The sequence below is a fragment of the Hymenobacter swuensis DY53 genome, from assembly GCF_000576555.1.
Taxonomy (GTDB): Bacteria; Bacteroidota; Bacteroidia; order Cytophagales; family Hymenobacteraceae; genus Hymenobacter; species Hymenobacter swuensis.
Genome location: NZ_CP007145.1, coordinates 4,017,196 through 4,043,538, shown reverse-complemented (window position 1 = coordinate 4,043,538; position 26,343 = coordinate 4,017,196). Strand labels below are relative to the sequence as shown.

The 26,343-nt window shown below is 57.5% G+C and carries 28 protein-coding genes; 26 read left to right on the top strand and 2 right to left on the bottom strand.

Annotated features, from left to right (window positions below; all coding sequences use genetic code 11):
* The first annotated feature begins 5 nt into the window (after positions 1-5).
* The 21 genes from rplF to HSW_RS18630 all read left to right on the top strand — a co-directional run bounded on the left by rplF (position 6) and on the right by HSW_RS18630 (position 15,224).
* Entirely contained in the window at positions 6-560 is a 555-nt protein-coding gene (rplF, locus tag HSW_RS23855; RefSeq protein WP_044003240.1) for a 50S ribosomal protein L6, read from the top strand.
* A 9-nt stretch (positions 561-569) separates the two neighbouring features.
* Complete coding sequence (gene rplR, locus HSW_RS23850; RefSeq protein WP_044003239.1) at positions 570-920, top strand: 50S ribosomal protein L18; 351 nt, start codon at positions 570-572, stop codon at positions 918-920.
* 6 nt (positions 921-926) lie between these two features.
* Positions 927-1,532 carry a 30S ribosomal protein S5 gene (gene rpsE / locus HSW_RS18720; protein WP_044003238.1) on the top strand — a complete coding sequence of 202 codons (606 nt, stop codon included), beginning with the start codon at positions 927-929 and terminating at the stop codon, positions 1,530-1,532.
* A 6-nt stretch (positions 1,533-1,538) separates the two neighbouring features.
* Positions 1,539-1,718 (top strand): 50S ribosomal protein L30, encoded by a 180-nt coding sequence (rpmD, locus tag HSW_RS18715; RefSeq protein ID WP_044003237.1) that lies wholly within the window; start codon positions 1,539-1,541, stop codon positions 1,716-1,718.
* A gap of 13 nt (positions 1,719-1,731) precedes the next feature.
* Positions 1,732-2,175 carry a 50S ribosomal protein L15 gene (gene rplO, locus HSW_RS18710; RefSeq protein WP_044003236.1) on the top strand — a complete coding sequence of 148 codons (444 nt, stop codon included), beginning with the start codon at positions 1,732-1,734 and terminating at the stop codon, positions 2,173-2,175.
* 12 nt (positions 2,176-2,187) lie between these two features.
* On the top strand, positions 2,188-3,504 hold the full coding sequence (gene secY / locus HSW_RS18705; RefSeq protein ID WP_044003235.1) for a preprotein translocase subunit SecY: 1,317 nt from the start codon (positions 2,188-2,190) through the stop codon (positions 3,502-3,504).
* Between the two features lie 5 nt (positions 3,505-3,509).
* A complete protein-coding gene (gene map, locus HSW_RS18700) occupies positions 3,510-4,280 on the top strand; it encodes a type I methionyl aminopeptidase (RefSeq protein ID WP_044003234.1) in 771 nt (256 codons plus the stop codon).
* A 4-nt stretch (positions 4,281-4,284) separates the two neighbouring features.
* Positions 4,285-4,503 (top strand): translation initiation factor IF-1, encoded by a 219-nt coding sequence (gene infA / locus HSW_RS18695; RefSeq protein WP_022822146.1) that lies wholly within the window; start codon positions 4,285-4,287, stop codon positions 4,501-4,503.
* 9 nt (positions 4,504-4,512) lie between these two features.
* Positions 4,513-4,629 carry a 50S ribosomal protein L36 gene (gene rpmJ / locus HSW_RS18690; RefSeq protein ID WP_044003233.1) on the top strand — a complete coding sequence of 39 codons (117 nt, stop codon included), beginning with the start codon at positions 4,513-4,515 and terminating at the stop codon, positions 4,627-4,629.
* Between the two features lie 113 nt (positions 4,630-4,742).
* Positions 4,743-5,120: a 30S ribosomal protein S13 gene (rpsM, locus tag HSW_RS18685; protein WP_044003232.1), complete on the top strand. Its 378-nt coding sequence runs from the start codon at positions 4,743-4,745 to the stop codon at positions 5,118-5,120.
* Between the two features lie 80 nt (positions 5,121-5,200).
* Positions 5,201-5,593: a 30S ribosomal protein S11 gene (rpsK, locus tag HSW_RS18680; RefSeq protein ID WP_044003231.1), complete on the top strand. Its 393-nt coding sequence runs from the start codon at positions 5,201-5,203 to the stop codon at positions 5,591-5,593.
* A 116-nt stretch (positions 5,594-5,709) separates the two neighbouring features.
* A complete protein-coding gene (gene rpsD, locus HSW_RS18675) occupies positions 5,710-6,315 on the top strand; it encodes a 30S ribosomal protein S4 (RefSeq protein WP_044003230.1) in 606 nt (201 codons plus the stop codon).
* A 140-nt stretch (positions 6,316-6,455) separates the two neighbouring features.
* Complete coding sequence (locus HSW_RS18670; protein ID WP_044003229.1) at positions 6,456-7,445, top strand: DNA-directed RNA polymerase subunit alpha; 990 nt, start codon at positions 6,456-6,458, stop codon at positions 7,443-7,445.
* A 223-nt stretch (positions 7,446-7,668) separates the two neighbouring features.
* Positions 7,669-8,256, top strand: coding sequence for a 50S ribosomal protein L17 (rplQ, locus tag HSW_RS18665; protein ID WP_044003228.1), 588 nt, complete (start codon positions 7,669-7,671; stop codon positions 8,254-8,256).
* A gap of 276 nt (positions 8,257-8,532) precedes the next feature.
* Positions 8,533-9,732 carry an erythromycin esterase family protein gene (locus HSW_RS18660; RefSeq protein ID WP_044003227.1) on the top strand — a complete coding sequence of 400 codons (1,200 nt, stop codon included), beginning with the start codon at positions 8,533-8,535 and terminating at the stop codon, positions 9,730-9,732.
* Positions 9,733-9,782: 50 nt separating this feature from the next.
* Positions 9,783-10,814, top strand: coding sequence for a sensor histidine kinase (locus tag HSW_RS23110; protein WP_155833057.1), 1,032 nt, complete (start codon positions 9,783-9,785; stop codon positions 10,812-10,814).
* An 11-nt stretch (positions 10,815-10,825) separates the two neighbouring features.
* Complete coding sequence (locus tag HSW_RS18650; RefSeq protein ID WP_044003226.1) at positions 10,826-11,620, top strand: LytR/AlgR family response regulator transcription factor; 795 nt, start codon at positions 10,826-10,828, stop codon at positions 11,618-11,620.
* Between the two features lie 165 nt (positions 11,621-11,785).
* Positions 11,786-13,057, top strand: a complete 1,272-nt coding sequence (eno, locus tag HSW_RS18645) for a phosphopyruvate hydratase (RefSeq protein WP_044003225.1) — start codon at positions 11,786-11,788, stop codon at positions 13,055-13,057.
* Between the two features lie 211 nt (positions 13,058-13,268).
* Positions 13,269-13,574, top strand: coding sequence for an FtsB family cell division protein (locus HSW_RS18640; protein WP_394332376.1), 306 nt, complete (start codon positions 13,269-13,271; stop codon positions 13,572-13,574).
* Positions 13,575-13,643: 69 nt separating this feature from the next.
* On the top strand, positions 13,644-14,711 hold the full coding sequence (locus tag HSW_RS18635) for a CARDB domain-containing protein (RefSeq protein ID WP_197031911.1): 1,068 nt from the start codon (positions 13,644-13,646) through the stop codon (positions 14,709-14,711).
* Positions 14,712-14,783: 72 nt separating this feature from the next.
* Complete coding sequence (locus HSW_RS18630) at positions 14,784-15,224, top strand: hypothetical protein (RefSeq protein ID WP_155833056.1); 441 nt, start codon at positions 14,784-14,786, stop codon at positions 15,222-15,224.
* 7 nt (positions 15,225-15,231) lie between these two features.
* Here HSW_RS18630 and HSW_RS18625 read toward each other — a convergent pair whose 3' ends face one another.
* On the bottom strand, positions 15,232-16,443 hold the full coding sequence (locus HSW_RS18625) for an anhydro-N-acetylmuramic acid kinase (RefSeq protein WP_044003221.1): 1,212 nt from the start codon (positions 16,441-16,443) through the stop codon (positions 15,232-15,234).
* A gap of 203 nt (positions 16,444-16,646) precedes the next feature.
* Positions 16,647-18,509, bottom strand: coding sequence for a Fe-S protein assembly chaperone HscA (gene hscA / locus HSW_RS18620; RefSeq protein ID WP_044003220.1), 1,863 nt, complete (start codon positions 18,507-18,509; stop codon positions 16,647-16,649).
* Between the two features lie 475 nt (positions 18,510-18,984).
* On the opposite strand from hscA, the gene HSW_RS18615 reads away from it, so the two are divergent.
* From HSW_RS18615 to HSW_RS18595, 5 genes are all read left to right on the top strand, one after another.
* Positions 18,985-21,066, top strand: a complete 2,082-nt coding sequence (locus tag HSW_RS18615) for a DUF4331 family protein (RefSeq protein ID WP_071883143.1) — start codon at positions 18,985-18,987, stop codon at positions 21,064-21,066.
* Between the two features lie 260 nt (positions 21,067-21,326).
* Entirely contained in the window at positions 21,327-22,652 is a 1,326-nt protein-coding gene (locus HSW_RS18610; RefSeq protein WP_081768493.1) for a tetratricopeptide repeat protein, read from the top strand.
* A 31-nt stretch (positions 22,653-22,683) separates the two neighbouring features.
* Positions 22,684-23,346: a HupE/UreJ family protein gene (locus HSW_RS18605; protein ID WP_231501322.1), complete on the top strand. Its 663-nt coding sequence runs from the start codon at positions 22,684-22,686 to the stop codon at positions 23,344-23,346.
* A gap of 174 nt (positions 23,347-23,520) precedes the next feature.
* Positions 23,521-23,907, top strand: coding sequence for a hypothetical protein (locus HSW_RS18600; RefSeq protein WP_044003219.1), 387 nt, complete (start codon positions 23,521-23,523; stop codon positions 23,905-23,907).
* Positions 23,908-24,044: 137 nt separating this feature from the next.
* Positions 24,045-26,333 carry a TonB-dependent receptor gene (locus HSW_RS18595; protein ID WP_052346611.1) on the top strand — a complete coding sequence of 763 codons (2,289 nt, stop codon included), beginning with the start codon at positions 24,045-24,047 and terminating at the stop codon, positions 26,331-26,333.
* Positions 26,334-26,343: the final 10 nt, after the last annotated feature.

Genomic DNA, 26,343 nt, shown 5'->3' with positions numbered 1-26,343 from the left:
AGACTATGTCACGCATTGGTAAACTGCCCATCAGCCTGCCCGATAACGTGCAGATTGAAGTGAGCAACGAAAACACGGTAACCGTGAAAGGCCCTAAAGGCACTTTGGTGGTTCCAGTTGACCGCGACATTACCGTAGCTACCGAAGACGGCCAGCTAGTAGTAACTCGCCCCACCGAGCAGAAGCGTCATAAAGCTATGCACGGCCTCTATCGTTCATTGCTGAACAACGCTGTTAGCGGTGTGAGCAACGGATTGGAAGAGAAGCTGGAGCTGGTAGGTGTAGGTTACAAAGCCGCTATGGCTGGTACTACCTTGGAGCTTTCGCTGGGCTACTCGCACAACATCTTCCTGGCACTGCCGAAAGAGGTGACTGCTACGGCTGTAACGGAAAAGGGTAAAAACCCTATCGTTACCCTGACCAGCATTGATAAGCAGTTGCTGGGCCAAGTGGCCGCTAAAATTCGCTCGTTGCGCAAAGTTGAGCCCTACAAAGGCAAAGGCGTGCGCTTCGTGGGTGAGCAAATTCGTCGTAAGGCTGGTAAAACAGCTTCGAAATAATATCACACCATGGCTTTCGATAAAGCAACTAGAAGAAAACGGATCCAGCGCATCATCCGCACTAAGGTGGCTGGCACGTCCGAGCGTCCGCGTTTGTCGGTGTTCCGCAGCAATACGGGCATTTATGCTCAAATTATTGATGACACGACCGGTCACACGTTGGCGTCTGCTTCCTCGAAGCACGTTTCGGTGGAAGGGGGCAACGGAGTCGCCCTCGCCGCCGCAGTCGGCAAAGAACTTGCCGCCCGTGCTACTGGAAAAGGAATTTCGAAAGTGGTATTTGACCGCTCCGGTTACCTCTACCACGGCCGCGTAAAATCATTGGCAGAAGGAGCCCGCGAAGGCGGCCTCAATTTCTAAATCATCATGGCAGAATTTAACAACGGCCCTCGTGGTGGTAGCGGCGACAACCGTGGCGGTGGTAATGACCGTCGTGGTGGTGGCAATGACCGTCGCGGCAATGACCGGAAGGAAGAGTCACGTACCGGTGACTCCGATCTGAAAGAGAAAGTGGTTGCTATCAACCGCGTAGCCAAAGTAGTAAAAGGCGGTCGTCGCTTTAGCTTCTCGGCCATCGTGGTAGTAGGTGACGGCAACGGCACCGTAGGTTACGGTCTAGGCAAAGCCAACGAAGTAACCGACGCCATTGCTAAAGGCATTGACGACGCAAAGAAAAACCTGGTGAAGGTTCCGCTGTACAAGCACACGGTTCCCCACATCATGGAAGGCAAATACTCGGGCGGCTTCGTGCTGGTTCAGCCAGCTGCTGCTGGTACCGGTGTAATTGCTGGTGGTGCTATGCGTGCTGTTTTCGAAAGCGCTGGTATCAAAGACGTACTTGCCAAGTCGAAAGGTTCTTCGAACCCTCACAACGTGGTAAAAGCTACCTTCGACGCTCTGCTGAAAATGCGTGACCCCATGCAAATCGCACAGGCTCGCGGCATTACTCTCTCCCAAGTTTTTAACGGTTAAGAGCAGATGGCGCAGATCCAAATCAAACTCGTAAAAAGCGTTATTGACCGCCCCGAGCGTCAGAAGCGTACTGTGCAGGCCCTCGGCCTCGGCAAAATGGGTAGCACCAAAAGCGTAGAAAATACGCCTCAGGTTGCTGGCATGATCAATGCCGTAAAGCACCTGTTGGAAGTAACCGAACTCTAGGAATCTCCCGAAAATGAATCTCAGCAATCTCCAACCCGCCACCGGTGCTACGCGCAATGAAAAGCGTATTGGCCGTGGTACGGGTTCCGGCCGTGGCGGCACATCGACGCGCGGTCACAAAGGTGCCAAGTCCCGTTCGGGTTACTCCAAGAAATCGGGCTTCGAAGGTGGCCAGATGCCCCTGCAGCGTCGGGTACCTAAGTTTGGCTTCAAGAATATCAACCGTGTAGAGTACAAAGCCATCAATCTGGATGTGCTGGCTGCTCTGACCGAGAGCGGCACCGCTACGCTGGATGCTGCTTTCTTTGTAACGGCTGGTTTGGCTTCGAAGAATGCCAAAATCAAAGTACTGGGTCGTGGGGAAGTAACCAAGGCTCTGGAAGTACATGCTCATGCTTTCTCCAAATCGGCTGTTGAGGCTATCGAGAAGGCTGGTGGCAAAGCTGTGACGCTGTAAGCTTACTTGGCAATGAACAAGTTCATCACCACGATTAAGAACATTTTTGCGATTGAAGATCTGCGTATGCGGATCTTCAATACGCTTTTTTTCATTGCCATTTACCGGCTGGGTTCTTACGTGGTGCTGCCTGGCGTCGATCCGACACGGCTAAAACAAGGAGGCGCCACTGGGGTATTGGGTATTTTGGATACTCTCCTCGGCGGGGCCTTCAGCCATGCTTCGATTTTTGCGTTAGGCATCATGCCTTACATCTCGGCGTCTATCGTGTTGCAACTGCTCACGATTGCCGTGCCTTACTTCCAGAAACTCCAGAAGGAAGGCGAGTCGGGGCGTAAGAAGATCAACCAGTACACGCGTGTTCTGACCATCCCAATTGTTGCGTTGCAGTCAGTCGGCTTCATTGCAACAATTAACGCGGATGCAATTCTAAATCCGGGCGTCTTCTTCACCATATCTACTGCCATGATTGTAACAGCTGGTACGCTGTTCTGCATGTGGTTGGGTGAGAAGATTACGGACAAAGGTATTGGCAACGGTATTTCGATGATTATTATGATCGGAATTGTATCCCGTCTGCCTGGTGCCTTGATTGGGGAAGCCCAGGCCCGCACCATGCGTGGCTCGCTGGTTTTTCTGATTGAACTGGTTGTGCTGTTCTTGGTAGTAATGGCGGTGATTATCCTCACGCAAGCCGTTCGCCAGATTCCGGTACAGTATGCCAAGCAGATTGGTGGTGCAGCTTCGCTTAGCTCGCAACGCCAGTATATCCCGATGAAAGTGAATGCGGCTGGCGTTATGCCAATCATCTTCGCTCAATCATTAATGTTTGTACCTGCTATTGCTGCTTCCGCTTGGAATAAGGATAGCGAAACCGCTGGCCTTATTGGTACGTGGTTTCAGCCTAATCACTGGGTATACAACGTTGTGTTCGGTTTGCTCATCATCATCTTTACATATTTCTACACTGCTATTAGCGTCAACCCCAACCAAATTGCGGACGACCTGAAGCGTAGTGGTGGTTTCATTCCGGGCGTAAAGCCCGGCCGTGACACCTCAGAATACATTGATGAGGTGCTGACCCGAATTACGTTGCCCGGAGCAGTAGCCTTGGCTGTTATTGCCATTCTGCCCTCCTTGGCTACTGTGGCCGGCGTAACCCGCCCCTTCGCGCAGTTCTTTGGTGGTACGTCACTTATCATCATGGTAGGTGTGGTACTGGATACCATGAACCAAGTGAAAAGCTATTTGCTCATGCGTCATTATGATGGCATGATGAAAACCGGCAAGGAGCGTGGCCGCTCGCGTAACATTGCACTCGCTTCGTAAATAAGATGATTGTTTACAAAACCGAGGAAGAAATTGAGTTCATGCGGGCCAGTGCGAAGGTACTGGCTCAGGCCCACGGCGAAGTAGCCAAGCTGATTCGGGAAGGAATTACTACGCGGGAGCTGGATCAGCGCGCAGAGGAATTCATTCGAGATAACGGCGGTCAGCCTTCGTTCAAAGGCTACAATGGATTTGAGTACAGCCTCTGCATCTCGCCAAACTCGGTGGTGGTGCACGGTTTTCCGGGCGACTACACGCTGAAGAGCGGGGATGTTGTTTCGATCGACTGCGGGGTTTTACTTAATGGATACCACGCGGACAGTGCCTATACCTATCCGGTAGGAGAGGTGGCTCCCGAGGTGACCAAGTTGCTAGAGCAGACCAAAAAGTCATTGTATCTCGGTATTGAGCAGGCAGTGGCGGGTAACCGGATGGGCGATGTCAGCTTTGCTATCCAGAACCATGTTGAGAAACAAGGATACGGAGTAGTGCGGGAGCTGGTCGGTCACGGCATTGGCAAGAAGCTGCATGAGCGACCTGATGTCCCGAACTACGGCAAACGTGGATCGGGGCTCAAGTTGCAGACTGGCTTGACCCTCGCCATTGAACCCATGGTAAACCTCGGCACGAAGAGTGTGATTCAAGAAAAGGATGGCTGGACCATCCGGACCAAGGATCTGAAGCCTTCGGCACACTTTGAGCACACGGTAGTTGTTCGTAAAGACAAGGCGGAAATACTCACCTCCTTCGAATACATAGAAAAAGCCTTACAGTAGCCTTATGGCCAAACAAACTTCCATTGAGCAGGACGGTGTTATCCTGGAAGCCCTATCCAATGCCATGTTCCGCGTGGAGCTGGAGAATGGTCACCAGCTGATTGCCCACATCTCGGGCAAAATGCGGATGCACTACATCAAGATTCTGCCGGGAGATAAGGTAAAACTCGAAATGTCGCCCTACGATTTGTCGAAGGGACGCATTGTGTACCGTTACAAATAACCCGACGACATGAAAGTCAAAACCTCCGTAAAGAAGCGTAGCGTTGATTGCAAAATCATCCGCCGCAAGGGCAAGCTCTACGTTATCAACAAAAAGAACCCGCGCTATAAGCAGCGTCAAGGGTAGTCAACTGGAAGTTGGGGACTTCGGGTCCTGAGGACTTGGTTTTTGAAGGAAAACTGTCCTAACCGAAACCAGGTCCCCAAGACCCTAACTCGCCAAAAACCCAAACTCAACACATGGCTCGTATTGCAGGGGTAGATATCCCAGACAACAAGCGCGGTGAAATCGCGCTGACCTACATTTTCGGCATCGGTCGTGCTTCGGCCCAGCAAATCCTTACTAAAGCAGGCGTTGACCTGAATAAGAAGGTGAAAGACTGGACGGAAGCCGAAGCTGGCGAAATCCGCGGCGTAATTGCTGCCGAATACAAGACCGAAGGTGTTCTGCGCTCGGAAGTGCAGCTGAACATCAAGCGCCTGATGGACATTGGCTGCTACCGTGGCCTGCGTCACCGCAAAGGGCTGCCGGTTCGTGGTCAGCGTACCAAAAACAACTCGCGTACCCGCAAGGGCAAGCGCAAGACCGTTGCTGGCAAGAAAAAGGCTACTAAATAATCTGTAGCGGGAATCGAAGCCCGACCTCTCACTAGCAGGGGCGGGCTTCAACACCTTCCGCAGTTTTTTGCGATAACCAAATGGCACAAAAAAGAAAAGACAAAGCCAAGAAGCGCGTTGTCGTTGTTGAACCAGTAGGTCAGGTACACATCAAAGCCTCCTTCAACAACATCATCATCTCCATCACCAACAACAACGGCCAAGTAATTTCGTGGGCGTCGGCTGGTAAGATGGGATTCCGTGGCTCGAAGAAGAACACGCCCTACGCCGCTCAAATGGCGATGACGGATTGCGGTAAAGTTGCTCATGACCTGGGCATGCGTAAAGCCGAAGTATTCGTGAAGGGTCCGGGCGCTGGCCGTGAGTCGGCCATCCGTACACTGGGTAACGTGGGTATTGAGGTAACGACCATTAAGGACGTGACGCCGCTGCCCCACAATGGCTGCCGTCCTCCCAAACGTCGTCGCGTTTAGTTACGTGACCCGAACTATCGGCCCGGAACGCCGGTTATTGCTGCCTTTAGGTGGCTGCACCGGATTCTGATCTTACGCCGAACGGTTCAACCCCCTCAACACTCAACAACTCCGAAATGGCACGTTATACTGGTCCCAAAACCAAGATTGCCCGTCGCTTCAATGAGCCGATCTTCGGCCCGAGCAAGGCACTCACCAAGAAAGCATACCCCCCCGGCCAGCACGGTCGTGGCCGTCGTAAGAAGCAGAGCGAGTACGCTGTCCAGCTGATGGAAAAGCAGAAAGTGAAGTACATGTACGGCGTACTGGAAAAGCAGTTTGAAAACCTATTCCACAAAGCGGCTGCGTTGCCCGGTATCACCGGTGATAATCTGCTGGCTTTGCTGGAGTCGCGTTTGGACAACACGGTTTACCGTCTGGGCATTGCGCCTACGCGTCGGGCCGCTCGTCAGCTCGTTCTGCACAAGCACATCACCGTGAACGGTGAGATTGTAAACATTGCTTCGTACAAACTCCGCGCCGGTGACGTTGTTGCCGTACGTGAGAAGTCGAAGTCGCTGGAAGCCATCACCACGAGCCTGAGCGCCCGCAACGCGCGTGCTTTCTCGTGGCTGGAGTGGGACGGCAAGGACATGGTGGGCAAGTTCATTAGTGCCCCCTCGCGTGAGTTGATTCCGGAGAAAATCACGGAGCAGCTGATCGTCGAGCTGTACTCGAAGTAATTTTTGGAACGGCCCGGCAGTCCGGGCCGTTTCTCTGCTTCGACTTTTTTACATGGATTCAGGTATTGGGTATTGGGTATCGGGACATTTTGTCTAACTACCTAATACCTTTTACTCAATACTAACAAACCGCCCCACTTATGTCAATCTTAGCTTTTCAAATGCCGGAGAAGGTTGTGATGGAGAAATCCGACGACTTCTACGGAACGTTTGAATTCAAACCGCTGGAGAAAGGCTACGGCGTCACGATCGGCAACGCTCTGCGCCGCATCCTGCTGTCGTCGCTGGAGGGCTATGCCATCACGTCGGTTCGCACCAACAGCGTACTGCACGAGTTCATGACCATTGAAGGGGTGATTGAGGACATGTCCGAAATCATCCTGAACCTGAAACAGGTTCGCTTCAAGAAAGTGAGCGACGCCATCGAGGACAAAATCACGGTGCGCGTAAAAGGTCAGGACACGTTCTCGGCCGGTGACATCAACAAGTTCACCAACGGTTTCCAGGTATTGAACCCGGATCTGGTTATCTGCAACGTTGACCCAAACACCGAGTTGGAGTTTGAGTTCACGATTCAGAAAGGCCGTGGCTACGTTCCCGCTGAGGAAAACAAGCCTGCCGACCAGGTTTTCGGTCAGATTGCCATCGATGCCATCTTCACGCCTATCAAGAACGTGAAGTACAGCATCGAAAACACCCGGGTAGAGCAGAAAACCGACTATGAGAAGCTCGTTATCGAGATTCACACCGACGGTTCGATTCACCCGGAGGACGCGCTGAAAGGTGCGGCCAACATTTTGATCCAACACTTCATGCTGTTCTCCGACAGCACCATGACTTTCGAAACGGTGAAAGCCGAAGAGGAGGAAACGGTGGACGAGGAGACGCTGCACATGCGCAAAGTTCTGAAGACGCCGCTGGCGGATATGGATCTGAGCGTGCGCGCCTACAACTGCCTCAAGGCTGCCGACATCAAAACCCTCGGCGACTTGGTGCAGCTCGACATGGCTGACATGATGAAGTTCCGCAACTTCGGTAAGAAGTCGCTGACTGAGCTGGAGAACCTCGTAGAGGAAAAAGGTCTGACCTTCGGGATGGACCTGGGTAAATACAAGCTCGACGAAGAATAAGCTTTTCGTAAGCGAAAAGTGTGCTGACTGTGAGGATGGTGCAATGTGCACATTTTCATGGCAGCACATTTTTTTTGCCTAGGTATTTCCTACCTTTGCACCCCCTTCACACTTTTAACCTAGTGAGCCCCGAGGGGCAACGGTTCTAATGTGAGAATAGCCGGCAGTAGCGGGTTGTTTTCCGCCGTGGTCGTTGCCCGCAAGCTCACGCTTTTTCTTTTTTATGCGTCACGGTAAAACCATCAACCACCTCGGCCGGACGGCTTCGCACCGCAATGCCATGCTCTCGAACATGGCTTCGTCGCTGATTCAGCACAAGCGGATCACCACCACGGTAGCGAAAGCCAAAGCCCTGCGTAAATTCGTAGAGCCCCTGCTCACCAAATCTAAGAGCGACACCACGCACTCGCGTCGTCTGGTTTTCTCGGTTCTCAACAACAAGGAGACCCTGAAGGAGCTGTTCGGTACGGTATCGGCTAAAATTGCTACCCGTCCCGGCGGTTACACCCGCATCATTAAGCTGAGCGCTACCCGTCTGGGTGACAACGCTGAGATGTGCATCATCGAGCTGGTTGACTTCAACGAAACCCTGCTGGAGGCCAACAACGCGGCTGAAGCCAAAGCCACTACCCGTCGTTCGCGCGGCAAGAAAAAGGCTACGGCTGAAGGCGAATCGTCGGCTGAAGTAGTAGCTGAAGACAAGCCCGCTAAGAAGGCCAAAGCTGCTGCCACGGAAGTTTCGGCTCCTGAGGACACGGCTACCGAAACGCTGAAAGACGGCGAAACTCGCGAGGAGAAGGCTGCTGAGTAGTTAGTTCAGTAAGCGCCAAGCTTACAAACAGCAAGGGGCTGTACCGTGAGGTGCAGCCCCTTGCTGTTTTACTTCACCCCTTGTTTTACACAGTTCAGGAGGTTTATAAGTGAACTGAAGGAAACGGAGTAGAGGAACAGAAGCAGAAATAGGTGATTTGAGGCAGTCAACCACTCATTCTTACAGACCATGCTGTACTTCCAGTTCAGACTCCGACTTGCCGCATTAGCTCTTTTGATTTATTGCTGCTTCATGCATTCAGGCCGGGCACAGAGCATGACGCCAGATACGGCGGTATTCGCGGGCGTCCCGCAGGCCACGGTGCCGCTTGGGCAGCCAATGGCGTTTCCAAAGTTTGAGGCTAGTTTTTATGACAACCAGTTATTCCTGTTGGGAGAAGCACACGGAACGGAGCGGCCCCAGGAAATTGATCTGGCCTTACTGCAGCACTTGAACCAGCGGGCGGGAGTACGCACGTACGTGGGGGAACTGGACTGTGCCAATGCCTATTTTCTGAATGAGTACCTGCGCACTGGCAAAGAGACGACCTTGGACCTGGCATTCCGCAGCTGGCAGGCCGATGGGTCGCAGTGGGCTAATACGGCCATGCGCGCTAAGTTTCAAAAGTTGCGCAGCTGGAATCAGACGTTACCAGCCCAGCGCCGCATCAAGGTGCTGGGCATTGACCAGTTGCAGGATTTGCCGTTGGCAGCCGAGTATCTGCGGGTGCTGACGCGCGGGCTGATGTTGCCGCCGGCAGTGCGGGGGCAACTCGATTCGGTAGCTACCTGGCTGCAACGTGAGAATGGTGAGCAGGCTGCTGGCGGAGCTACGCGGGCTATGCGGGTGCTGGCCGGGAGCAAGCCTGATAAAGCGTTGTTCGACCTGACGCATTTGCTGCGTAACGTGGCCTATGACCGCCGGAACATGGTGGTGCGGGAGCGGAATATCTTCGCCAATTTCCGGGAGCTGTATTTGGGGCTACACCTGGAGGGAGAGAAGCTATATGGTATGTGGGGGCTGGCGCACGTGCTGCAAAGCCCGATGCAAAGCGGAACGACACTGTTTGCCGGTTTGGTACGCCAGAGTGACCTGCCGGTGCGGGATAAGGTGGTTTCGTTGCTGTGCGTATTTTCGGAGTGCCAGCTGCTGATGCCGACCAGCTTTCTGCCCGTTGCCTGGCAGGCTCCCGGCCAGCGGTTTACACCGAGCGACAAATTCAACCATGATGGCCCCTTGACGCGGATTGCGGGCCTGGAAGAGCTGAAACGCCGCACGCAGCCGGGCAGCACCACCATCTTCCGGCTGAACGCGCCAACGGCAACTACCAACCGGCAACCCATACGGGTGACGTACGCGCCGGGCATACCGGCGGGCCAGCAAATCCGGTTCCGGGCCGACTTGCCGGCCACGGCGTACGTGCAGTATCTGGTGCTGGTGCGTAACTCGCCGGCTCTTACGCCGCTGGTACCGTAGTGGGCGGCATCCCGGGAACCGGTATCTTATGCGCTATTGACTACGTGACTATGAGACTTTCCGGGGTGCGCCGGTGGGCCACCGGCTCCGATAAGAAGCTGGTAGGCGGCTACTGGGCCGTGGTAGCACCGGTGTTGCTGCTGCAATACGTGGCGGATACGGGCTGGGACTGGTGGCGGGTGCTGCCGGTAGTGGCCGTGACAGTACTGCTGGACACCGCTATGGTGGCCGTGCTGGTGGAGCGGTTTCTGCCGCTGTTTCTGAGCCGCAATTGGTGGCGCGGGCTGGCGCAGCTGCCGGTGCTGTTGCTACTGAGTGGCGGACTGTATCTGTTGTTATACGGGAGTCTGCTGGGGCACCGCATCGACTTGTCGGGTGGGCGCATTGTGTTGGGGGCGGTGGCCCACGCCAAAAGCTACGGTCTATTGGCCGTGCTGCTCACCGGCAAACGGTATGTGAACCTGCAGCATACCTTGCTGCGCACCCGCCAAGCCCAGACGGAAAGTGAGCTGCGTAACCTGAAAGCGCAACTCGACCCGCACTTTTTATTCAATAATCTCAATGTGCTGCGCGGCCTGATTCAGCACGACCCGGCGGAGGCGCATGAGTTTCTGAACCGCTTCGCTTCGCTCTACCGCTTTCTTATCCGCTATAAGGAGGAGGACGTGGTGCCGCTGAGTGAAGAGCTGCAGTTTGTGCAGGAGTACATCTACCTGCTGCGGCACCGCTTTGGGGCAGCGTATGACTTTCGGGAGGAAATAACTCCCACAGCCCGCTTGCGGCAGCTGTTGGTAGTGCCGGGTACGTTGCAGCTACTGGTGGAAAATGCCATCAAGCACAACGCCGGCGACGAGGAAAACCCGCTGGTTATTACCATTGCGGTAACAGCGGTGGCCCTGACGGTTTCGCATCCCCGCCGGCCAAAGCTCACGGCTGTTGAGTCGATGGGGACGGGGCTGGATAACCTGCGGGAGCGGTACCGCCTGCTGTTTAGCTGCGGCATTGAGGTAGCGCAGAGCCCCGTCTTTTTTGCCGTGACGGTTCCGGTCGTGCCGCTGGGGCAGACTGGGCCGGCAGTTTAACGGAAACACGCATGAATATTCTGATTCTGGAAGACGAGGAACTGGCCGCGCGCCAGACGGTGGAGTTTCTGCGGCAGGCCGGCGGGGCAACCGGGGCTGCCCCGCCCGTGCTGCGGAGCGTGGAAAAAGCCCTGGCGTGGCTGCAAACCAACTCCATGCCGGACCTGATTTTCTCCGATATTGAATTGCTGGATGGCAACGTATTCCTGTTGTACGAGCGGTTTCAAGTAACCTGTCCCATCATCTTCACCACCGCCTACGACCAGTTTTTGCTACCGGCCTTTCGCGGTAACGGCATTGCCTACCTGCTCAAGCCCTTTACCTACGAGCAGTTTCAGGAAGCTTTGGCTAAATACCACGGTCTGAAAACCAGTCTGGGCCGCCCCGTACCAGAACCCGCGCGGGTTTTAACACCGGATGTGTTGCGCGAGCTAAGCCAGGCGCTACGGCAAAACAGTCAGCCCCAGTACAAGCAGCGGTTTTCGGTGCGGATGCGCAACGGCCTGTACGTGCTGCCGGTGGAGGAAGTGGCCTACATGCAGGCCGATGAAGGTGTGGTATTCGCGGTGGACCGCGCCGGGGCGCGCTATCCGTTGCAGGGCACGCTCACGGAGCTGGAGCGGCAGCTCGACCCCACCCGCTTTGGGCGGCTGAACCGCTCGGAGCTGGTAAACATTGCTTTTGTGGAGAAAAGCGAAGCCTACTTCAACAACCGGCTGGCCGTAACGCTGCGCGGGTTGCCTGGCAAGCCGCTGCTGACCAGTACCGCCCAGACCCCGGAATTCCGCCGCTGGCTGGAAGGATAGTGCGCTATGCGCTTTTTTCGGTGCTGGCTTGGCAACTGCCGGATTTCGCACTGGGCAAAAACGACCAATTGAGTACCTTGCTCCCGCAACGCGGTAACTCGGCCCGGTGGGCGCAGGCGCTGCGGCGCACGGCGTTGTATTCCTTACTCAACCAACTTTTCTCTCATGAGCATTATCACCGAAATTCACGCTCGTCAAATTTTCGATTCGCGCGGTAACCCAACCATTGAGGTGGACGTGACCACCGAGAGCGGCACCGTGGGCCGCGCGGCTGTGCCTTCGGGCGCCAGCACCGGCAAACACGAAGCCGTGGAGCTACGCGACGACGACAAAGCCAAGTACATGGGCAAAGGCGTGCTGAAGGCGGTGGAAAACGTGAACACCAAAATTGCCGAGGAGCTGGTGGGCTTCTCGGTGTTCGAGCAGGGCCTGCTCGATAAGATCATGCTGGAGCTGGACGGTACGCCTAACAAGGCCAACTTGGGTGCCAACGCCATCCTGGGGGCTTCGCTGGCCATTGCCCGCGCCGCTGCTGCCGAGGCCGGCATGCCGTTGTACCGCTACGTGGGCGGCGTAAACGCCACCACGCTGCCCGTGCCCATGATGAACATCCTGAACGGTGGCTCACACGCCGATAACAGTATCGACTTCCAGGAATTCATGATTATGCCAGTGGGCGCTCCTTCGTTCTCGGAGGCGTTGCGCTGGGGTACGGAAATCTTCCACCACCTCAAAAACGTGCTCAAGAAGCAGGGCTTCAGCACGAACGTGGGCGACGAGGGTGGTTTTGCACCCAACATCAAGAGCAACGAAGATGCTATCAAGATTGTACTGCAGGCCATTGAAACGGCTGGCTACAAGCCCGGCGACGACGTAATGATTGCCATGGATGCGGCAGCTTCCGAGTTCTACTCCGATGGTCATTACCACTTCAAGAAGAGCACCGGCGACAAGCTGACCTCGTCGGAAATGGTATCGTACTGGACCGACTGGACCAAGAAATACCCCATCATCAGCATTGAGGATGGTATGGATGAGGACGACTGGAGCGGCTGGAAGGCCCTCACCGACAGCATCGGCTCAACCACCCAGCTGGTGGGTGACGACCTGTTCGTGACCAACGTAAACCGCTTGCAGCGCGGCATTGACGAGCAGATTGCCAACGCCATCCTCATCAAGGTTAACCAGATTGGTACGCTGTCGGAGACGATTGATGCCATCAACTTGGGCCGCCGCAATGGCTACAAGAGCATCATGAGCCACCGCTCGGGCGAGACGGAGGACAACACCATTGCCGACCTGGCCGTGGCCCTGAACACCGGTCAGATCAAAACCGGCTCGGCCTCGCGCTCCGACCGGATGGCCAAGTACAACCAACTGCTCCGCATTGAGGAGGAACTGGGCGAAGTGGCCTACTTCCCCGGCCGCAAAATGTAATTCGCGGATTCAGACGGATTTCCCGGAATGACCGGATTTCTGTTGAGCGGCACCGTTGCCTATGGGCGGCGGTGCCGTTTTTCGTGGTAGAAGGGGCCCGGAATCAGATGAAGCCGGAATGGGGAAAATGCCGGATATTTGTTTAGCCCAACTCTGAATACCAGCATGTGGCTCATAAAACATCCGCCTTACTTGTATCGTGATGAGTGCTTTGGAAATATTTGAACGGGTTCCGCGCTTTCTGCGCAGCTTCTACTTCCTAGCCGGAGTAGCGTTTCTGGTGTGGATGTTCCTGTTTGATGCCAACGACTTCGTGAAGCAATACGATATGTACGCCAAGTGGCAGGAGCTGCAAACCGATAAGCAGTACTACCTGCGCGAAATTGACAAGGTGAAAAGTGACCGAGCCGAGCTGCTCAGCAGTCCGGAGTTGCTGGAGAAATTTGCCCGCGAGAAATACATTATGAAGCGGCCCGGCGAAGACGTGTTCCTGCTGGTGCCAGCGGAAAAGAAGTAGTTCTATCCAAGACGGTCATTGACGCAACGTATGATGAAAACTATACTGCTATTAACTCTTTGGGCAATTTTGAGCTGTCTTTCCGTATCCGCGCAAGGCCAGAACCAACCCGATTTGGTTGTTGTGGCCCCGTTTGATACTCCTACCTCCGTGCTGGCCGGAGGAACTGCCTACATGGCGGCCAACATAAAAAACCAGGGCACAAACGGCTCCCAGTTCAACTGCATTGGCTACTATTTGTCGGGAGATGCTACGTGGGATGCTACCGATACCTTTCTGGGGACAACGTGCCAGTCGCTGTTGTTTCCGGGGCAGTCGGGTACCTGCGCGGTTACGGCCCGCTTCCCGCTGGTACCAGACGGCTCTTACCGGTTGGTGCTGGTGGCTGATCCGTTGAATGCCGAGCGGGAATCCGATGAGACAAACAACGTAGTAAGCTTCCCGCTCACTATTACCACCGGAACGGTGGCATTACCGGATCTGGAGTTATGGCGGCCTTCGCTGTCGTTCAGTGCACTGCCGGCCGGTGGCAGCACCGGGGTGTTTTCCTTTATCTACAACCGGGGACCTGTGGGCGCTGCTGCCCATGAAATCGGCTTTTATCTGTCGGTTGATACCGTTTTTTCGGCGGCCAGTGACGTGTTACTGGGCACCGTGACTAACAGTAGTCTGGGAGGGGTAACTGGTGGGGGAACAGGCGTGGGGAGTATTTTTTCGGCTCCTGTGCTTACTGTGCCACTTACTACCGCCCCCGGTAATTACTATCTGGTGGTCATGATTGACCCTCGGAATATGGTTATTGAGTCGAATGAGAACAACAACTCTCGGGCATTAGCCCTACGCGTTACGGGCAGTGTAACCGCCACTGGTTTGGCCGCTTCCGCAACCGGGATTGAGGTACAGCCGAATCCTGTGGAGAGGGGAGCCCCTATACTGGTGAAACTGAGCAACCCTAGGGCAACCCAACCACTGACCGCCATGCTGACGGACGCGTTGGGAAGGCCGGTAACCGGTACCTCGATAGTGATGGGCGGAACGTGGGCTCGAATTGAAACAACGCAGATGCCGTCCGGACTATACCTGCTGCACGTAGGAGGAGCAGGCCAGCAGATGGTCCGGCGGATAGTAGTGCAGTAACCGGGTAGTTCAGCTGCGCCTGACTACACTACAACTTACCGTGCTTAACTAGCTCACCTTGGCCTTCGGAATATGAAACGCAGCTATTCAGTTCGGAGCTTTTACATCGGTGTACTAGCTGTTCTGCTGACGTGTGTAGTGCCCTTGCAGGCGCAGCAGACCCAGTCGTCGCAGGTGCAGGTAGCGCGGCAGTTTCTGCTGGCACTGCTGGCGGGCAACTGGAATACGGCCTATGAGCATCTCAGCCCCGAAGCACAAAGGCAACTGCCTCTAGCGGCTTTTCGGACGGCTGCGCTGCCCATCATTGAGCAGGCCCGCACGTACGGGCCGGTTATCGATTTGTACAAACTTGGGTACCGGTTGCGGGAAGAAGAACACGTTCAACCTTTCGTAGCGTTCAGCTACCGGGCCGATAGTTTGCGTCCCGGCCCTCGTTTCCAGCTTGACGTGACGTTTCAGGATTCTGCTGCCCGCCAGATTCAGGGATTTGGGTTGATCAGGCTGCGGCCATAACCGCTGGTTATCCGGGCAAGGAAATTTTGCCCATACTTACGGCCGGTACCCGTTGCCGCCCGGCCCCGATGCTGACCGGTTGTCCGGCTACGGCCTCATTAGCCAGCACGGCAAACAGAATAGCCTCCTTTGCATCCGGTGCTATGCCCAACGCGTCGGTAGTGGCAAAAGAACAGGCTGGCAGCTGCCGTTGCAGGGCCGCCATAAGGGCAGGGTTGTGCGCCCCACCGCCGCTGGCATACACCGCCAAAGCAGGTTGCGGGCCGAATGCCAGCCGGGCTGCCTGCGCTACGCCAATAGCACTAAGTTCAACCAGAGTAGCCAGTAAATCTTCCAGCCGCAGATTTAGCGTACCCGTACGGTGCCGGGCTGCCTGCACGTAAGCCGGACCGAACAACTCGGGACCAGTTGTTTTAGGCAGCGGTGCTTCAAAAAAGGAAGTGCGTAGCAACTCATCAAGCAAATCGTGGTGAACTTGCCCGGCAGCAGCTAAGAGGCCATCGACATCATAGCTGAGGGTAGGATGATGCGCCCGTACCGCAGCATCGAGGAGGGTATTGCCAGGGCCGGTATCGGTACTGAAGGCGCGGGTGCTATCGGCCCCGGCCTGGGGCAGATACGTGAAGTTGGCAATACCGCCCAGATTAAGTAGCAGCCGTTCTTCCGTAGCACTACTTAATAGCAAATAGTCACCGTACGCGGCCAGAGGCGCCCCTTCACCGCCGGCGGCTACATGCTTCTGCCGGAAGTCGCTGAGCGTAATGATACTGGTTGCCACGGCCAGATGGTCGGCGTCGCCGAGTTGCAGTGTAGCATGAATACCCGTAAAATCGGGCTGCTGGTGCTGGTGAGCGGGGGCATGGTACACCGTCTGACCGTGGCTGGCAATGAGGTCGATTTCGGCGGCAGCTACCTGCCATTGCTGCAGGCAGGTGAGTATCATATCCGCATGCAGCCGGCCCAGCCAAGCGTGTAGCAGCGTTAAGTATTCCAGACTGACCTGTTCCCGCGCGAATACCTGCCGGACGCGGCGGCGTACTTCCTCCGTGTACGGCACCGTGGCAAACTGCTCCAGCTCCAACCGCGTGGTGGTACCGTGCCCATGCAGGCGACACAGCGCTACATCCAGCCCATCTAAGGACGTTCCCGACATCAGCCCGATAATGCGGCGGCTATGTTGTTGGGCTATGTCGCAGAGGCGGGCAAGGTGCAGGTTCATAGGAACTTTTTATACTGTTTATGGCTGCTGATGGAACTAAATCTGGCCTATAGACAGCCTTTGTACTCTTTAGTGCTTGTTGGCGGATAAGCACGGGGTGTAAAGCTGCAGACAGAAAATGAAAAGCCCCACCATCAGTACTGACAGCGGGGCTTTTCTATGCTTTTTAGTGTGTCAAGTGATACTATCAGCCAATGATACTATCAGCCAATTTTTTTGCCGGCCATAGCCTGGCTGATGCTGATGTTCATCACGCGCTCCGCGAAGGGGCGCGTGAGTTCTTCCAGCTCATCCACAGCTTTGAGGATGGTGTCTTTCTCCTTGGTTTCGAGGGCAGCACGCAGCGTAGTTACGCCGGCCTGGGTCTGGGTAATTTCCTCGGGAGTGAGGTGCTGACCGTTCTTGGCCACGAACCGCTCTACCTGATACAGCATCTGCTCGGCCACGGTGCGGGCCTCAATCACCATGCGGGCAGCTACATCCTCGCGGGCGTGGGTGAGCGAGTCCATCAGCATCTGCTCCACCTGGTCATCGGTGAGGCCGTACTGGGGCTTAATTTCCACGGCTTGGCGCGTGTTGGAGCGCAATTCAATGGCTTCTACCTGCAGGATGCCGTCGGCGTTGAGCAGGAAATTCACGTCTACTTTGGGCAGGCCGGCGGGCATGGCCGGAATGCCGCGCAGGTCGAACTCAGCCAGCTTGCGGTTTTCCTGCACTAAATCCCGCTCGCCTTGATACACCGAAATCTTCAGGTTTACCTGTCCGTCCACGGAGGTGGTATATTGGCGGCCGGCCTTGGTCGGGATTTTGGAGTTGCGCGGAATAATAGGATCCATAAGCCCGCCCAGGGTTTCGATGCCCAGCGTGAGGGGTGTCACGTCCAGCAGCAGCACGTCGCGGCGGTTGCCAGCCAGAATGTCGGCCTGAATAGCCGCGCCCAGAGCCACTACTTCGTCGGGGTTGAGCGATTTATTGGCCGACTGTCCGAAGAACTCCGAAACTGCGTCGTACACCAGCGGTACGCGGGTGGAGCCGCCCACCAGCAGCACGGCATCGAGCTGGCTGGGCGTCAGGCCGGCATCGGTGAGGGCCTGTTGGCAGGAGGTGATGGTGCGGTCCACCAGGGGCTGTACCAGCGCATTGAACTCGGTTTTGCTGAGTCGTACCACCACGTCGTCGCCGAGGTTGCCAGCGAAGTCGTCGTGCTGGCTCAGGTACCGCTTGGCCGATTCGGCCAGCAGCCGCAACTCCTGTTGCAGCGGTCCGTTGTCCTGCAGATGGTCAGCCAAGCTGTAGTGCGCGGTCCAGTGGTCGGAAATGGCGCGGTCCAGGTCGTCGCCGCCTAGGTACGTGTCGCCGTTGGTGCTCAAGACTTCAAAAATGCCCTGGTGCAGGTGTAGCAGGCTCACGTCGAAGGTGCCGCCGCCCAAATCGTACACAGCCACGGTCTTTTCCTCATCGGGGTTCAGGCCGATGCCGTAAGCCAGCGCCGCCGCCGTGGGCTCGTTCACGATGCGCAGCACCTCCAGGCCCGCCAGCCGGCCCGCGTCGCGGGTGGCTTGGCGCTGGGAGTCGTTGAAGTAAGCGGGCACCGTAATGACGGCCTTGTTCACAGGTGTCTTTAGCGCGTGCTCGGCCCGGGCCCGCAGCTCCTTCAGAATCTCGGCCGACAACTCAATGGGTGAGAAAAACCGGTCGCCTACCCGAATCTTGACCAGCCCTTCCGAGTTGTCGTCAATCACCTTATAGCCCAGGTCCCGGGCGTGCTGGCCCAGGTCTTTATAGCTTTTGCCCAGCAGCCGCTTCACCGAGTAAATGGTATTCTGCGGGTCGGTAAGCAGAAAATCCTTGGCTTCAGTGCCCACTATCGGAGTTTCGCCACCGGCCGGAAAATGCACCACCGATGGCACGATGGTACCCCGGCCCTGGTCGTTGATGGCTAGCGGCTGACGGCCGTCAGGGTGAATGTAGGCAACCAGAGAATTGGTCGTGCCCAGGTCGATGCCGACAATAATTTCTTCCTGTTGAATACTCCCGGTAGAGAGGTTGATTGCGACTTTGGCCATATAGACAGAAGGCACGCCAGGGCGCACCGGAGAAAAAAGCGAGAAGGTAACAACCGCTATAACCGGTTGCCGGCCCGAATGGCGCAAAAATACGCAACAAAAGCGCGGTAACTGATGGCCCGACTAAGTGGGCCGAATAGCAAAGAAAACTACCTATAAAGACTTGGAAAACCTGCGGTGCTGCACTGCCACGGGGATAGTTCCGTAACCGGTGAAATTAGACGTATAAGATTTCGGCTATTCAAATCCGACAGGTTCTCCGCCACCGTATCACCACTACTTATCCGCGCTATTCATCCTGCTGCTTCGCGCTTTTCGCGGAGCTGGCAGTTCTGCCGGTTTGCTACCTGTTTAGGCGAGCCGCTTTGCACACCGTTTTTCTTCCGGCTTTTCCCGGTCATCATGTTGATGACCGCTCGTGCAGCTGTCTGGTTTCAGGCAGTATTTCTCACCCATTCCCAACCTATCCTTAATTATGAAGAAAACGCTTACGCGTCCGATTCTCCACCTGTCTCTGGCAGCTACTGCGGTAGCCGGCCTGCTGGCCTGGAGTGGACAACACAGCCCCCTGGAAGCTTCCAGCCACCGCGAAGCCCCCCTCATTGCCGACGACCCGTTGGCCGACAACACCGATTTGTACGCATTCCGCGACCCCAACAACGCGGAGATGATCAACATCATTGCCAACTACATTCCGCTGGAGCTGCCCCAGGGTGGCCCGAACTACAATACGTTCGGCGAGAATGTGCGCTACGAGATTCACGTCAAGAACAGCGGTGCCAACGCCAACCAGGACGATATTACCTACCGCTTCACGTTCCGGCGGGTGAATGAAGACGCCACCACGTTCTTCAATATCCGGCTGGGCAAGCAAAACCTGAAGGCCACCTACACACTGGAAGTAAGCCGCAACGGCGGTGCTTTCACGGCTATTGTGAACGGGGGTATTGTGCCACCACCCAACATTGGGCCGCGCTCCATTCAGGGAGCCGCCGGCCTGGGTGCACCGAGCTATGAAAGCCTGATGACCGGTGCCATTCAGACGGTCGGTAATGTTAAAGTATTCTGCGGACCGGTAGATGATCCGTTCTTCACGGATCTGGGCGGTATTTTCGATCTGGGCGGCATTCGGACGGCTGCGGCCCGCGACGGTCTGGCCAAGAAAAACACCCACACTATTGCGCTGCAGATTCCCATTTCGGAGTTGCAGAAAGACGGTAAAACCGGTGCGCAGGCCGCCAATATCCTGGATTCGGACTACGTAATCGGGGTCTGGGCTTCCGCCAGCCGACCCGCCATGCGCACCCTGAATACCGACGGGACCCAGACGCACAGCGGTAACTGGGTGCAGGTATCGCGCATCGGCATGCCGCTCACCAACGAGGTTATCCAGCCCATCGGGGCCAAAGACGCCTGGAACGCCGCTACGCCCTACACCGAAGCTGCCACAACCGAGGACTACATGTCGAACCCTGAGTTGGGCCTGTACATGGCCGAGGGCGCGGGGTACTTCGGGACGGCGGTACCCGGCCTGGGGCAGTTGCGGATTCAGCGCAATTCGCTGGGCGCATTTGACTTCGCCAACGGCAAAGACGGCGTTTCGGCCCTGCTGAACGCGCCGGCCGCTGATGTAGCCGGTACGGCCTTCGCCAAAATTGCTGCTGGTGGCTACGCCGAATACCTGCTGCGCCCCGCCAAACCCCGTTCGGTGGATATTCTGCCGATTTTCCATACCGGGGTGCCTAATGTGCGGCCATATCAGCTGGCTACCGGCAAACCCGCCGGCAACCCGCTGGCCGCTGGCAAGCCATTTATCAACAACTTCCTGCCGCTCATCGACAACCCGGCCGCTGCGGCCGGCGTGGGTGGCGACATGCTGCGCCTGAACATGGCCGTGCCTGCCACGCCCCGTAACTCAGCCGATTTTAGCTCCGAAGGCCTGCTGTACGCTGCCGTGCTGGGCCTCACCGATGCCCGCTTCAATACCACCACCACGCTGCAGGCCATTCCGAACATGGACGGCTTCCCGAACGGGCGGCGCCTGGAGGATGACGTGACCCGCATTGAGCTGCAAGCCGTGGGTGGGGTAGTGCTGGCCGCCATTGGTCTGCCCTACGAAACCACTAACGGCCTGACTAACGTGCTGGCCTTCCGCACGGGCATCGAAGCCAACGATACCACGTTCCGCTCTACGTTCCCATACGCTCAGACGCCCTGGAGCGGCACGAAGGCGCAGAGCACTATCACCTCGCAGCGCGGAGCCTTCGGCCTGGGTCTGAAGCCCTCTATTGTAGCGGTAGCGCAAAACTATCCGAACCCCTTCGCTGAAAGCACCAACCTGCACTACGAAGTGGCCGAGAAGAGCATGCTGACGATGTACGTGAGCGACCTGACCGGCCGGCGGGTAGCTACCCTGATGAACAGCAAAAACCACAAGCCAGGTACTTACGACCTGTCGTGGAAAGCGGGGCCTGAACTGGCTGACGGCACGTACGTGCTGACTATTGCTTCCGGTCGCACGGTGTTGCAGTCCATCAAGCTGGTGCACACCCGCTAAAGCCCGTGGAATACTGACCGGCCCGTTCGCCCATGGCGGGACGGCCGGTTGCTACGGGTGGATAGCCGAACCCTGGGTGAGTTCGGCTATCTTTTCACCACCCCGAAGGGAACCGGTCGTCAGGCTGGTTCCCTTCCTTGGTGATTGGTTTGGGCCTTTATAAGGCCGGCTGGTACTTTCCTGCCGCGGTTGCGCAGCAACTGGCCTCCTGAAAACCGAATCAACCACCGCATTTCACCATCATTAACTAGTCAGAACCTATGCGAAAATACCTTTACCCTGTCTTGATTACGGTGTTTCTAGCGGCTGGGGCGCTTATTTTTCTGACGCAGAAACCCGACCTCGTACCCACGCTTAAGGAACGCCACGGCGACCTGGCGGCGGGTGGCGAATGGCTCAATACCAAAGCGGCTATCAGCGGGCTACTGGCCCGGCTGCGCTCCAAACCCGACGATAACCAGGCCCGCGTGTTGCTGGCCGAAGCCTATATGCAGGAAGCCCGCGTAACGGGCGACCATCCGTACTACGATACGGCCGCCATGAAACTACTGGACGAAGCTCTGCGCCAGGAACCCGAAAACTTCGAGGCCTTGTGCTGTAAAGCGTCGTTAAGCCTGACCCAGCACCATTTTTCGGAAGGGCTGGCCGTAGCGGAGAAAGCCGTGGCCATCAATCCCAACAACGCTTTTGTGTATGGTTTGCTCTGCGACGCTAACGTGGAGCTGGGCCGCTACCCCGAGGCTGTGCGCATGGCCGACAAAATGAACCAGGTGCGCCCTGATCTGCGCTCCTACTCCCGCGTATCGTATCTGCGCGAAATTCACGGGGATTTGCCGGGTGCCATTGAAGCTATGAAGATGGCCGTGCAGGCGGGCTACGCCGGCCTGGAGCAGACCGAATGGGCCCGCGTGACGCTGGGCCACCTCTTTGAAACTACCGGCGACCTGACTCAGGCCGAGCAGCAGTATCAGCTGGCCCTAGCAGCCCGTCCGCACTACGCGTATGCGCTGGCGGGACTGGGCCGGGTGGCGCAGGCCCGCCAGCAGTATCCGGCGGCCATTGCGCACTTGGAGGAAGCCCGTAGCATTGTGAAGGACTACGCCTTTACCGAGGAACTGGCCGAGTTATATCAGCAAAACAACCAGCCTGCCGAAGCCCGCAAGATGGCGCAGGAAGCCATTGCTATGCTGGCCGATGCCGCCAACGAAGCCGACGAAAACGAGGCCATGGGTCACTATGCCGACCGGGAGCTGGCCTACGCCTACGTGAAAACCGGTGAATTGGACAAAGCCCTGAAGCACGCCAAAATTGAGTATGACCGGCGGCCTGATAACATCGACGTGTGCGAAACCATGGCCTGGGTGCACTACAAGCGCGGTGAGTATAAGGACGCGGAGCAGTACATGAAAACGGCCCGCCGCACCAACTCCCGTAACCCCACGCTGCTGTGTCGCGCCGGCCTGATAGCCACCAAGAACGGCCGCGCCGCCGAAGGACAGGCCCTGATCAAGCAGGCCCTGACCACCAACCCCTACCTCACGCTCGACCTCGCCGACGAGGGCCGCAAGCTGCTGGCCGTGCGGTAATTTCTAAGTAGCTCAACTGCCTGCTTTCCTAATGTCTTCCGTGCGCCTCATCCGGTACGTACTGCTCGCCGCCCTGCTGTTGCTGCCGGGGCTGGCCGCCGCGCACGTGCTGGATGCTGACCTGAGCAAACTCTCCCGCACCGATGTCTTCTTTACCTACCTCCAACTCGGCTACACCCACATTCTGCCGCTGGGCATCGACCACGTACTATTTGTGCTGAGTTTGTACCTGCTGGAGCCGCGCCTGAAGCCGGTGCTGTGGCAGGCTACGGCTTTCACGGTGGCGCATTCCATCACACTGGGGCTGGCCATGTACGGTGTAGTGTCGCCGCCGGCTAGTTTGGTGGAGCCACTCATTGCGCTGTCCATTCTGTTCGTGGCCATCGAGAACATCGTGGTGGAGCGTCTGAACCCGTGGCGGATTGTGGTGGTGTTCGGGTTCGGACTGCTGCACGGCCTTGGTTTCGCGGGGGCTTTAACGACGCTGGGTTTACCGCAGACGATGTTTGTGGAGTCGTTGGTAGCCTTCAATGTGGGCGTGGAGCTAGGGCAGGTATCGGTGATTCTGCTGGCCTGGCTGCTGATTGGCCGCTGGGCCGCCGATAAGCCCTGGTACAAGCGCCGCGTGCTGGTGCCCGCCTCCGTCGCCATCGGCCTGATGGCCGCCTACTGGACGATTGAGCGGCTGAGTTGATGAGTTGTCAGAACGTCATTCCGAGCGCAGCCGAGGAATCTCGCTCGTTCGTAATCTGATTACGCTGGCAATGTCAGCACGCGAGATTTCTCGACTTCGGCTCCGCACACTGGCTTGATGCGCCACATGCTCGGAATGACGTTCATCTTACTACCAGTTCACTAGTCCAACCCCATGCTCCGCCACTGCCTCATCCTGCTGCTGTTGCTGCCCTACCTGGCAGGCCTGGGCGCGGGCTTGGTGGGACGGCCGGAGCCGGTGGGGCCAACGGCCGCGCATCCGTACGTGCATAGTGCCGAGTGCCAGCACCGCAATTACCTGCGCCTTGACTGCTTCGATACCTGCAACGGCGACCAGCAGGCCGTGCAGGCGCAGCATAAGGCCGAAAAATCGCCCCAACTACTGGCGGCTGGCAAGAGCATCGACCTGCATTGCCTGGCGGAAACGCCGCGTATTAGCTTGGTGCGGCTGAAGCCGTACGTAGCCTACCAGCGGCCGGCGGAGCCCCGGGTGCAGCCCGGCATCCTGGAATATATTGGCCAGCCGCCCCGGCAGGGATAAGGTGAACCGCTGCTCGTAAGAACGGGCCGCCGACCGGTTCGGGACTGTGCGCCCTCCGGCCTCCTCTTATCTTCTGACCCGACGCGCTGCTGCATCCGGCTTCTGAGTCGTTGACTAGCGCGTCGTATTTCGGCTGTATGCGCCTCTACTTGTATGGAATTTTACCCGTCGGCCTGGGGTTGACGGCTTCGTTGTGTGCGGTTGATGCCCGGGCGCAAACTACGGCCACTGTGCGCGGTACCGTGGCTGATTCGGCTTCCGGCCGGCCGCTGCACGGCGTGAGCGTGCAGGTATTGCGCCGGCCCGGGGGTACCACAGCCGATGCGCTGGGCACGTTCCGACTGGGCGGGCTGCCGGCTGGCACCTACACCGTGCAAGCCAGCGGGCTGGGCTTCGCGCCCCGCACCCACACCCTGACACTGGCGGCCGGCGAAACCGGCACCGTGGCCCTGCGGCTGCCCGCCACCTCACTTACGCTGGCCGAGGTAACGGTGGCCCAGCCCCGCGACCCGAACCAGAGTCTGGCCGCCATTTCCAACATCGATAAGCTGCTGCGGCCCGTCAATTCGGCCCAGGATCTACTGCCGCTGGTGCCGGGCCTCGTCATTGCCCAGCACGCGGGCGGGGGCAAGGCCGAGCAGATTTTCATCCGGGGCTTCGATGTGGACCACGGTACCGATTTCAACGTGAGCATCGACGGGCTGCCGGTGAACATGGTCAGCCACGCCCACGGCCAGGGCTACGCCGATTTTCACTTCGTGATTCCCGAAACCGTGGACCAGCTGCGGGTGTACAAAGGCCCGTATACGGCCCGGTTCGGGGATTTCGCCACGGCCGGAGCCGGGGAGTTTACCACCAAAACCCGCCTCGACCAAAGCCAGGTAAAAGTGGAGTTGGGCCAGTTTGACACCCGCCGGGCCGTGGCCCTGGTGAACCTGCTGCCCCTGAACGGCCACCTGCTGGGTAAGGGCCCCGAAAATGCCTACGTCGCCGCCGAGTACAACTTTACCAACTCCTATTTCGACGCCAAACAGCACTTCAACCGGTTCAACGGGCTGGCCAAGTACACCGGCCAGCTTTCCGACCGCACCTCCCTGATGCTGCTGGCTTCCCGGTTCAGCTCCCGCTGGGACGCCTCAGGCCAGATACCGGAGCGGGGCATTCGGGAGGGCGTGATTTCGCGCTTCGGCAGTATTGATCCTACCGAAGGCGGCTCCACCAGCCGCACCAATGCCTCGGCGGTACTTACTACCGAACTGCCCCACGAGGCCGTGCTGCGCCAGCAGGTGTACTACTCCCGCTACGATTTCAACCTGTACTCCAACTTCACCTTCTTCCTGAACAACCCGGTGGATGGGGACCAGATCCGGCAGACCGACGGCCGCAACATCTACGGCTACACCGGGACCTACGAGCGGAATTTCCAGCTCGGCAGCCGCAGTCTGCGCACTACCGCCGGCCTGGGTACCCGCCTCGACGACATTGATGTGGCGCTGCTGAACTCGGTGCGGCGCACCGTGACGGATACCATCGTAACCGGCCGGGTGTACGAGCAGAACCTGAACGGCTACCTCGACGCCACGCTCAGCCTCACCGATCGGCTCACGCTCAACGCCGCGTTGCGCGCCGATTACTTCCGCTTCCGGTTCCGCGAAGACCGGGTGGATTCGCTGTCGGGTCGGGCCGGGAAGGCGCGGGTGAGCCCCAAGCTGAATCTGTATTATGATGTGACGCCGGCCGTGCAGCTGTTCGTGCGCTCGGGGTTCGGGTTCCACTCCAACGACGCCCGGGCCGTGGTTATCAACCCGACCGGTAACGTGCTGCCCCGCGCCCTCGGCTACGAGGCCGGCAGCACGTTCAAGCCGGTGCCCGCGCTGGTGGTGAATACGGCCTTGTGGGCCCTGCACCTGCAGGATGAGCTGGTGTACGTGGGCGACGAAGGCGTGGTGGAAAGCGCCGGCCGCACCCGCCGCTACGGCCTCGATGTAGCCGCCCGCTACCAGCTCACCCGCAGCCTGTTTGCCGATGTGGATCTGAACTTCAACCGGGGCCGCCTGGTGGGCGAGCCCAGCTCGGCCAACCGCATTCCGCTGGCCCCTACGTTTACCAGCGTGGGCGGCCTCACGCTGCGGCGGCCCGGTGGCTTCAGCGCCAGCCTGCGCTACCGCCACATCGATTCCCGCCCCGCCAACGAGGACAACTCGGTGCGGGCCAAGGGCTACTTCCTGTTCGATGCCGTGGCCACCTACACCAAACGCCGTTTTCAGGTGGGCGCCACCGTGGAAAACCTGCTGAACGTGGAATGGAACCAGGCCCAGTTTGATACCACCACCCGCCTCCGCAATGAGGCCGCGCCAGTTTCGGAGTTGCATTTCACGCCCGGTACGCCCTTCTACGCCAAGCTCAACGCCAGCGTGCTGTTTTAGCGGCTCCGGC

Coding starts and splice junctions, on each gene's coding strand:
- rplF (WP_044003240.1), top strand. CDS start 6: ATGTCACGCATTGGTAAACTGCCCATCAGCCTGCCCGATAACGTGCAG.
- HSW_RS18630 (WP_155833056.1), top strand. CDS start 14,784: ATGAAACGCAGCTATTCAGTTCGGAGCTTTTACATCGGTGTACTAGCT.
- HSW_RS18605 (WP_231501322.1), top strand. CDS start 22,684: ATGTCTTCCGTGCGCCTCATCCGGTACGTACTGCTCGCCGCCCTGCTG.
- rpmD (WP_044003237.1), top strand. CDS start 1,539: ATGGCGCAGATCCAAATCAAACTCGTAAAAAGCGTTATTGACCGCCCC.
- rpsK (WP_044003231.1), top strand. CDS start 5,201: ATGGCACAAAAAAGAAAAGACAAAGCCAAGAAGCGCGTTGTCGTTGTT.
- HSW_RS18660 (WP_044003227.1), top strand. CDS start 8,533: ATGACGCCAGATACGGCGGTATTCGCGGGCGTCCCGCAGGCCACGGTG.
- HSW_RS18610 (WP_081768493.1), top strand. CDS start 21,327: ATGCGAAAATACCTTTACCCTGTCTTGATTACGGTGTTTCTAGCGGCT.
- HSW_RS18615 (WP_071883143.1), top strand. CDS start 18,985: ATGAAGAAAACGCTTACGCGTCCGATTCTCCACCTGTCTCTGGCAGCT.
- rplQ (WP_044003228.1), top strand. CDS start 7,669: ATGCGTCACGGTAAAACCATCAACCACCTCGGCCGGACGGCTTCGCAC.
- HSW_RS18625 (WP_044003221.1), bottom strand. CDS start 16,443: ATGAACCTGCACCTTGCCCGCCTCTGCGACATAGCCCAACAACATAGC.
- rpsE (WP_044003238.1), top strand. CDS start 927: ATGGCAGAATTTAACAACGGCCCTCGTGGTGGTAGCGGCGACAACCGT.
- infA (WP_022822146.1), top strand. CDS start 4,285: ATGGCCAAACAAACTTCCATTGAGCAGGACGGTGTTATCCTGGAAGCC.
- secY (WP_044003235.1), top strand. CDS start 2,188: ATGAACAAGTTCATCACCACGATTAAGAACATTTTTGCGATTGAAGAT.
- HSW_RS23110 (WP_155833057.1), top strand. CDS start 9,783: ATGAGACTTTCCGGGGTGCGCCGGTGGGCCACCGGCTCCGATAAGAAG.
- HSW_RS18595 (WP_052346611.1), top strand. CDS start 24,045: ATGCGCCTCTACTTGTATGGAATTTTACCCGTCGGCCTGGGGTTGACG.
- HSW_RS18600 (WP_044003219.1), top strand. CDS start 23,521: ATGCTCCGCCACTGCCTCATCCTGCTGCTGTTGCTGCCCTACCTGGCA.
- rpmJ (WP_044003233.1), top strand. CDS start 4,513: ATGAAAGTCAAAACCTCCGTAAAGAAGCGTAGCGTTGATTGCAAAATC.
- map (WP_044003234.1), top strand. CDS start 3,510: ATGATTGTTTACAAAACCGAGGAAGAAATTGAGTTCATGCGGGCCAGT.
- rplO (WP_044003236.1), top strand. CDS start 1,732: ATGAATCTCAGCAATCTCCAACCCGCCACCGGTGCTACGCGCAATGAA.
- eno (WP_044003225.1), top strand. CDS start 11,786: ATGAGCATTATCACCGAAATTCACGCTCGTCAAATTTTCGATTCGCGC.
- HSW_RS18650 (WP_044003226.1), top strand. CDS start 10,826: ATGAATATTCTGATTCTGGAAGACGAGGAACTGGCCGCGCGCCAGACG.
- rplR (WP_044003239.1), top strand. CDS start 570: ATGGCTTTCGATAAAGCAACTAGAAGAAAACGGATCCAGCGCATCATC.
- rpsD (WP_044003230.1), top strand. CDS start 5,710: ATGGCACGTTATACTGGTCCCAAAACCAAGATTGCCCGTCGCTTCAAT.
- hscA (WP_044003220.1), bottom strand. CDS start 18,509: ATGGCCAAAGTCGCAATCAACCTCTCTACCGGGAGTATTCAACAGGAA.
- rpsM (WP_044003232.1), top strand. CDS start 4,743: ATGGCTCGTATTGCAGGGGTAGATATCCCAGACAACAAGCGCGGTGAA.
- HSW_RS18670 (WP_044003229.1), top strand. CDS start 6,456: ATGTCAATCTTAGCTTTTCAAATGCCGGAGAAGGTTGTGATGGAGAAA.